The 271-nt window shown below is 37.6% G+C and carries 1 protein-coding gene; it reads right to left on the bottom strand.

Annotation, left to right across the window (positions count from 1 at the left end):
- Window positions 1-49: 49 nt before the first annotated feature.
- Window positions 50-271 (bottom strand): hypothetical protein (locus AAEY83_RS15170; protein ID WP_351060210.1); only part of this gene is annotated, 222 nt, incomplete at its 5' end.

The following is a 271-nucleotide window of genomic DNA, read 5'->3' as shown; positions in this document are numbered from 1 at the left end:
AAATCACACAATGAATTAGGTGTTTTTAAATTACGGTTTATGCTTTAAATTAAAGTCTATCAGTAATATTTCGTACTAAGTCAGAATCTACAAATTGAGTAATAAGTGCAGTGCCCCACGCATAGCCACGCTGTATTGGGTAACCTTTAAAAATCCAGCGTTTACGCACGTGATTAAAGCGCTCTAAATAGTCTTGCTTTTTTTGTGGCAGAGGCTGCTCACCCAATTTATTCCATGCTTTATATACGCCTGACATGTCAGATCCTCGCAT

Source organism: Psychrobacter sp. TB20-MNA-CIBAN-0197 (genome assembly GCF_040309765.1).
Taxonomy (GTDB): domain Bacteria; phylum Pseudomonadota; class Gammaproteobacteria; order Pseudomonadales; family Moraxellaceae; genus Psychrobacter; species Psychrobacter submarinus.
Note: the sequence above shows the minus strand (reverse complement) of the source record. Positions and strands in the feature narration are given on the sequence as shown.